Source organism: Micromonospora foliorum, from assembly GCF_022229015.1.
In the GTDB taxonomy this organism is placed as follows: Bacteria; Actinomycetota; Actinomycetes; order Mycobacteriales; family Micromonosporaceae; genus Micromonospora; species Micromonospora foliorum.
Genome location: NZ_JAKKFF010000457.1, coordinates 1 through 5412 on the forward strand (window position 1 = coordinate 1; position 5412 = coordinate 5412).

At 72.4% G+C, this 5412-nt stretch carries 8 protein-coding genes; 1 reads left to right on the forward strand and 7 read right to left on the reverse strand.

Annotated features, from left to right (window positions below; all coding sequences use genetic code 11):
- From PSH25_RS27760 to PSH25_RS27790, 7 genes are all read right to left on the reverse strand, one after another.
- On the reverse strand, window positions 1–336 hold a 336-nt coding region (locus tag PSH25_RS27760; RefSeq protein WP_372492862.1), incomplete at its 3' end, for a ZIP family metal transporter.
- 54 nt (window positions 337–390) lie between these two features.
- On the reverse strand, window positions 391–1566 hold the full coding sequence (locus tag PSH25_RS27765) for a GNAT family N-acetyltransferase (RefSeq protein WP_308193744.1): 1176 nt from the start codon (window positions 1564–1566) through the stop codon (window positions 391–393).
- 84 nt (window positions 1567–1650) lie between these two features.
- Window positions 1651–2343, reverse strand: coding sequence for an ABC transporter permease (locus PSH25_RS27770; RefSeq protein WP_238661847.1), 693 nt, complete (start codon window positions 2341–2343; stop codon window positions 1651–1653).
- Complete coding sequence (locus PSH25_RS27775; protein WP_238661848.1) at window positions 2340–3185, reverse strand: ABC transporter ATP-binding protein; 846 nt, start codon at window positions 3183–3185, stop codon at window positions 2340–2342. Before PSH25_RS27775 ends, PSH25_RS27770 begins: the two co-directional genes overlap by 4 nt.
- The gene (locus PSH25_RS27780; RefSeq protein ID WP_238661849.1) at window positions 3182–3520 is read right to left on the reverse strand and encodes a PadR family transcriptional regulator; all 339 of its coding nucleotides are present in this window, start codon (window positions 3518–3520) and stop codon (window positions 3182–3184) included. The genes PSH25_RS27775 and PSH25_RS27780 overlap by 4 nt, the downstream gene beginning before the upstream one ends.
- A gap of 102 nt (window positions 3521–3622) precedes the next feature.
- Window positions 3623–4342 (reverse strand): PP2C family protein-serine/threonine phosphatase, encoded by a 720-nt coding sequence (locus PSH25_RS27785; protein ID WP_238661850.1) that lies wholly within the window; start codon window positions 4340–4342, stop codon window positions 3623–3625.
- A 114-nt stretch (window positions 4343–4456) separates the two neighbouring features.
- Complete coding sequence (locus PSH25_RS27790) at window positions 4457–5017, reverse strand: XRE family transcriptional regulator (protein WP_238661851.1); 561 nt, start codon at window positions 5015–5017, stop codon at window positions 4457–4459.
- Between PSH25_RS27790 and PSH25_RS27795 the strand changes: the two genes are divergently transcribed.
- Window positions 4911–5412 (forward strand): benzoate/H(+) symporter BenE family transporter (locus PSH25_RS27795; protein WP_238661852.1); only part of this gene is annotated, 502 nt, incomplete at its 3' end. The two genes, PSH25_RS27790 and PSH25_RS27795, sit on opposite strands and share 107 nt — an antisense overlap.

Here is a 5412-nt window from a genome sequence, read left to right on the forward strand (position 1 = left end):
CGCCGACCCGGAGCCGGGCTGCTCGCTCTCGGAGGGTTGCTGGTCGCCGGACCGCTTCCGGTGCCGAGCGCCGTGCCGGGCGAGAACCACGTTGGCCAGGGTGTAGACCAGCGCACCGACGGCAGCGCCGAGAGCGGTGGGCAGCAACCCGCCCTGCGCGTGCGCCTCGGCGATCAACTCGAACGACACGGCGGAGAGCAGCACCCCCGCGCCGAACGCCATGATCGACGCGATGACGCGCTGCGGCACCCGGGCGAACCAGCCGACCGCCGCCCCGACCAGCAGAGCCGACCCGGCCAGCAGCCCCCATCCACCCGCCTGTAACCACTCCGGCATTTGCGGGACCGTACCCACGGTTGCCGAGGCGACAAACCCGATTGTGAGGAGGGCTCAGAAGTCGGCGAAGAGGTACGGCACCCGGCGGGGGAAGAGGCCGCGCAGCTCCGTGGCGGCGTCCGCCGGCACCTCACCCAGACCGCGCAGCGGCAGCTCGGCCGGGTCCAGCACCCCGTACGCGAGGGCGGAGAGCCCGGCGGCGGTGAGCGTGGCGGTCGGCGCGCGGCCGGTGGTGTCGTCGACCAACTCCAGCGCGCCGGTCGTGCCGTCGAGCAGGTGGGTGCCGGCCAGCCAGCGGTCCCCGGTCAGCTCGATCCGTACCCGGCCCGGGCCGGCGGGCAGCCCGCTCAACGCGTCCAGCGACAGCAGCCGGGCCATCGGCGCTGACGAACCCGGCACGGCCGTGCGGGCCTCGACGTGCACGTCCAGGTCGGGCAGCCACAGCTCGGGCAACTCGTCGGGCGGAACCTGGACGGTGACCCGCTCGATCTGGTCGACGTGCCGCGCGAAGAACTGCAACAGCAGCGTCCGCGCGAGCGGGTCGGTGACCAGCAGCTCGTTGCCGTGCATTGTGCCGCCGTATTCGTCGATCCGGTACGTCACCGCGCCGGTGACCTCCCCGCCGACCCGGGCGGTGAGCAGCCAGTACTCGTCACGGTCGCGCATCCCGATCGCCCGGTAGTCGGGGAAGATTGCGAAGCCGTGTCGTTCCTGGAGGTTGCGCTCGGTGAACGACCGCCACGCCGGATAGCCGGCGGCGATGCGTTCCCAGCTCACCTCGCCGGGCAGGTCCACCCGCAGCAGCGAGCCCAGGTTGGCCGGAGTGAAGGTGGCCCGGCGTGGCTTGGGCAGCCCGACGTAGCCGAACCGGGCGTAGAAGCTGGGCCGGAACGGATAGAGCGCGCTGATCGGGTGGCCCTCGTCGCGCATCTCGTCGAGGAGTTGGTGCAGCAACGTCCGGACGTGTCCCTGCCGGCGGGCCAGCGGATGGGTCGCCACCCCGGCGACACCGGCCATCGGCAGCACCACCCCGCGCAGGTTCTGTCGCATGGGGATAGCCGAGACGGCGGCCAACGTGGTGCCGTCCTCCTCGGCGATCAGCGTCCGGTTGCCCTGGTTGTAGGGCAGGTAGTCGCGGAACTCCGCGGTCCGGGCAGCGCTGAGCGGCGAGGACTCGAAGGCGTACGCGGCCAGCGGGAAGCTGGTGGTGAGACGGTCGTCGTCGGTCACCCGGCGGATGGTCATTCGCCTATCTCAACCCGCCGCACGGGGTGGCAGCAACCGGATTGGCCCGATCCGCCGCGCCTTCGGCGGTCAGCCGACCGGCAGGTGCCGCAGGTGCCGGCGGCGGCGCAGGCGGACGCTTGCCACCGCGGCCACCCCCACGGCCAGCAGGGCGGTGACGACGAAGCCGTGCAGCAGCCCACGGGAGAGGTAGCCCTGGTCGGTGTTGTCGACAGTCCAGGTGGCGATCTCCCGGCTCGACCAGAACGGCGTCAACTTCGCCCCGGACCCGGCCGGGTCGATCAGCATCTGCACCGTCACCACGGTGAGCAGCAGCAGCGTGCCCTCCAACTCGCGGGGCAGCAGCGCACCGATCAGCATCCCGAACGGCGCCGCCACCGCGACGGAACAGAGCAGCGCCGCCGCCAGGCCGCCGTACCGCAGGTCCGCGCCGTCGATCATCGGGAGCAGGAAGAACGGTACGGAGATGACCAGCCCCACCGTCCACAGGCCGAGCATCCGACCGAGATAGAGGTGGTGTGGGCGGTAACCGGCCAGCCGCAGCCTCGGCTCCAACTCGCGTGCCGCGGTGGTGGCGAAGAGCGCGGCGGTGCTCACCGCCCAGCCCACGCCGAGCAGCAGCGACCGAACCGACTGCCCGAGGTAGGCGTCCCGCCGGATCAGGTAGAAGGTCAACGGCATCAACAACAACAGCAGGAGTACGCCCCGACGCCGCAGCAGCTCCCGCAGGGTCATCTCGGCGACGGTGACGAGCCGGTTCACGGGCGACCTCCCTGGATGCCGGGCGCGTGCCACCCGGTCTCTCGCGCCGGGGTCAGGTCGAGCACGATGTCCACCCGGTCGAGTTGGTTGAGCAGGTGGGTCACCACGATGATGGCCGTGCCGGCGTCGCGCAACCTACTGAGCTGGTCCCAGAAGTTGACGTACGTGCCCTGGTCGAAGCCCTGGTACGGCTCGTCGAGCAGCAGCACGTCGGGGGCGCTGAGGGTGGACATCGTCAGGTTGAGCTTCTGTCGGGTGCCGCCGGACAGGTGGCGGGCCTGCACGTCCCCGCCCGCCTCCCAACCGAGCTGACGGGCCGCCGCCCGGCCGGCGCGGCGGGCCGGGCCCCGGGCCACGCCCTGACCGGCGCCGACCAGCACGAAGTGCTCGTCGGCGAGCAGGAAGTCGGCGGTGCCGCCGGACTGCGGGCAGTAGCCGAGCCGCCCGGAGACGGTCACCTCGCCGGCGTCCGGTGACATCAGCCCGGCGCAGATCCGTAGGAAGGTGCTCTTGCCGCAGCCGTTCGCGCCCACGACCGCCGCGATCTGTCCGGCCCGGACGGTCAGCGTGGCATCGCGCAGCACGGTTCGCCGTCCGTACCTCTTGGTGATGCCCGCCGCGTGCAGCCGGACCGGCCCGGGGCGCGGTCCGGGCGCGGTGCCGATGCTCTCCACGACCGCGCCCGCGTACTGCTGGGGTGGACCGAAGACGACCCAGGGGTCGCCGCCTCCCTCGCGCAGGTGCGTGGCGGCCTCGGCGACCACGTGCCGCGCGGCGTCCGCCGCGACCCGGCGCTGGTGCAACTCGGCCGTGAGCGTACGCAGCCAATCGTCGGCGTTCACCGGGTGACCCCCTTCGTGACGATGTCGTTCACCGGCCCGACGAAGGTGAGCCAGGCGCTGCCGCCGGCGCGCAGTGCCGCGTACCCGTCGTCGGTGAGCCGGTAGTACTTGCGGGCCGGCCCGGCGCTGCCCTCCCGCCACTGCGCGGTCACCAGGCCGGTCTTCTGCAGGCGCAGCAGCACGGGATAGAGCGTGCCGCCCTGGATCGGCCCGACGCCCGCCGCGTCGAGCGCCTGGGCCAGTTGGTAGCCGTAGGACTCGCCTTCGGACAGCAGGGCCAGGACGCAGATGTCGAGCACCCCCCGCAACCACTGCCCGCGCCGGTCGGAATCCACGCGTCGGACAGTAGCGGCGCAAGCTAGATGGCACAACCACCTACTGTGGCGGCAGAGCCCGAACCGGCCGGTTCGGGCGAGCTGCCGAGTGCGCCGTGCGGGTCAGCGGGCGACGACGTCGGAGACCACGACGGTGACGTTGTCCGGGGCGCCGGCGTGGTGGGCCAGCTTCACCAACTGCTCACCGCACTGCTGGCGGTCGGCGTACATGCCCAGGGCCGTCGCGATGGCCTCGTCCTCGACGTAGTCGGAGAGCCCGTCGCTGCACAGCAGCAGCCGGTCACCGGGGACGACGGTGAGCACACCGATCGCGGGTGGGGTGTCGGCGCCCTGCACGGCCCGGGTCACCAGGGACCGCTGCGGGTGGTGGCGGGCCTGCTCGGGAGAGAGGGTGCCCTGGTCGACAAGCGACTGCACGAACGTGTCGTCCCGGGTGAGCTGGGTCAGCTCCCCGTCGCGCAGCAGGTAGCAGCGGGAGTCGCCCACCTGGGCCAGCACCAGCGTCTCCCCGGCCAGCAGCGCCGCGGTGAGCGTCGTCCCCATGCCGTCCCGGCTCGGGTCGACGGTGATCGCGGCGTGGATGCGCTGGTTGGCGGTGCTGACTACGGCACGCAGTGCGTCGGCGGCACCGTCGGGGTCGGTGGGCGGAGCCAGCTCGTCCAGGATCCGGATCACGATCTCGCTCGCCACCTCGCCCGCAGGCAGCCCACCCATGCCGTCGGCGACGGCGATCAGGCGGTCACCGGCGAGGGCGGAGTCCTCGTTGTTGGTGCGCACCAAGCCGATGTCGTTGAGGATGACCGAGCGGAGGATCAGCGTCATGGGGTCAAGCTTGCCAAGAACAACCCGCATTCGTCTCTACGCCTCCTACCTAGGTCGAGAAATGATTGCGATTTTCGTCGACGGCCCGACGGTGTGTGACCGATCGGCCGGGCCTCAGTGGCGCGGATAGCGCAGTAGCAGGCTGGCGGCGACCTCCTCCTCGCCCACCGCCGCGTAGCTGTGTGGCACGTCCGACACCCAGCGGAGGTGACCGCCGGCCGGGGCGGTCAGCGGTGCGTCGGCCGGCCCGGCGCGCAGCACCCCGGCGAAGACGGTGACGTGTTCGGTGACTCCCGGCGCGTGGGCGGGGGAGAGCTGTACGACGCCGGGTGCGACCCGCATCCGGTACAGCTCGTAGGTCGCGTCGGTGTCGGTGAACACCTCCAGCAGGGTGGCGGTGACCGCGGTGCCGTGCACGGTGGGCTCGGCCGTTGGCTCGGCCAGCAGGGCGGTGAACGGTACGCCGAGCTGCGCGGTGACTGCCCAGAGCGTCTCCAGGGTCGGGTTGCGGGTGCCGTGCTCCAGGCCGGAGAGGGTGGCCTTTCCGACACCGGCGAGCCGGGCGAGTGTGGACAGCGAGATTCCCCGCTCCTCGCGTAGGGCGCGGACCCGGCGGCCGACGACGGCGGGATCCACGTCGAGGCCGGGGCGCGGGGCTGGTGGTGGGTGCGGCACCCGGCTATCGTGCTACACGCTTCCGTTCCGTAAACGGAACAGTCGGGAGGGTGGCGTGGCTGGACGCGTGCAACCGGTGCTGGCGGGGGTGGTGACCGCGCTGGTCGGCTTCGCCAGCTCGTTCACCGTCGTGCTGGCCGGGCTCCGGGCGGCGGGTGCGTCGGACGCACAGGCCGCGTCCGGCCTGCTCGCTCTTTGCGTGGCGAGCGGGCTCGTCGCCGCCTGGCTGGGCTTGCGGTACCGGATGCCGATGAGCGCGGCCTGGTCCACACCGGGCGCGGCGCTGCTGGTGGCGACCGGGCCGCCGCCGGGCGGATGGCCGGTGGCGGTGGGTGCCTTCCTCGTCTCCGGGGCGCTGATCGTCGCGGCCGGGCTGTTCCCGCCACTCGGCCGGG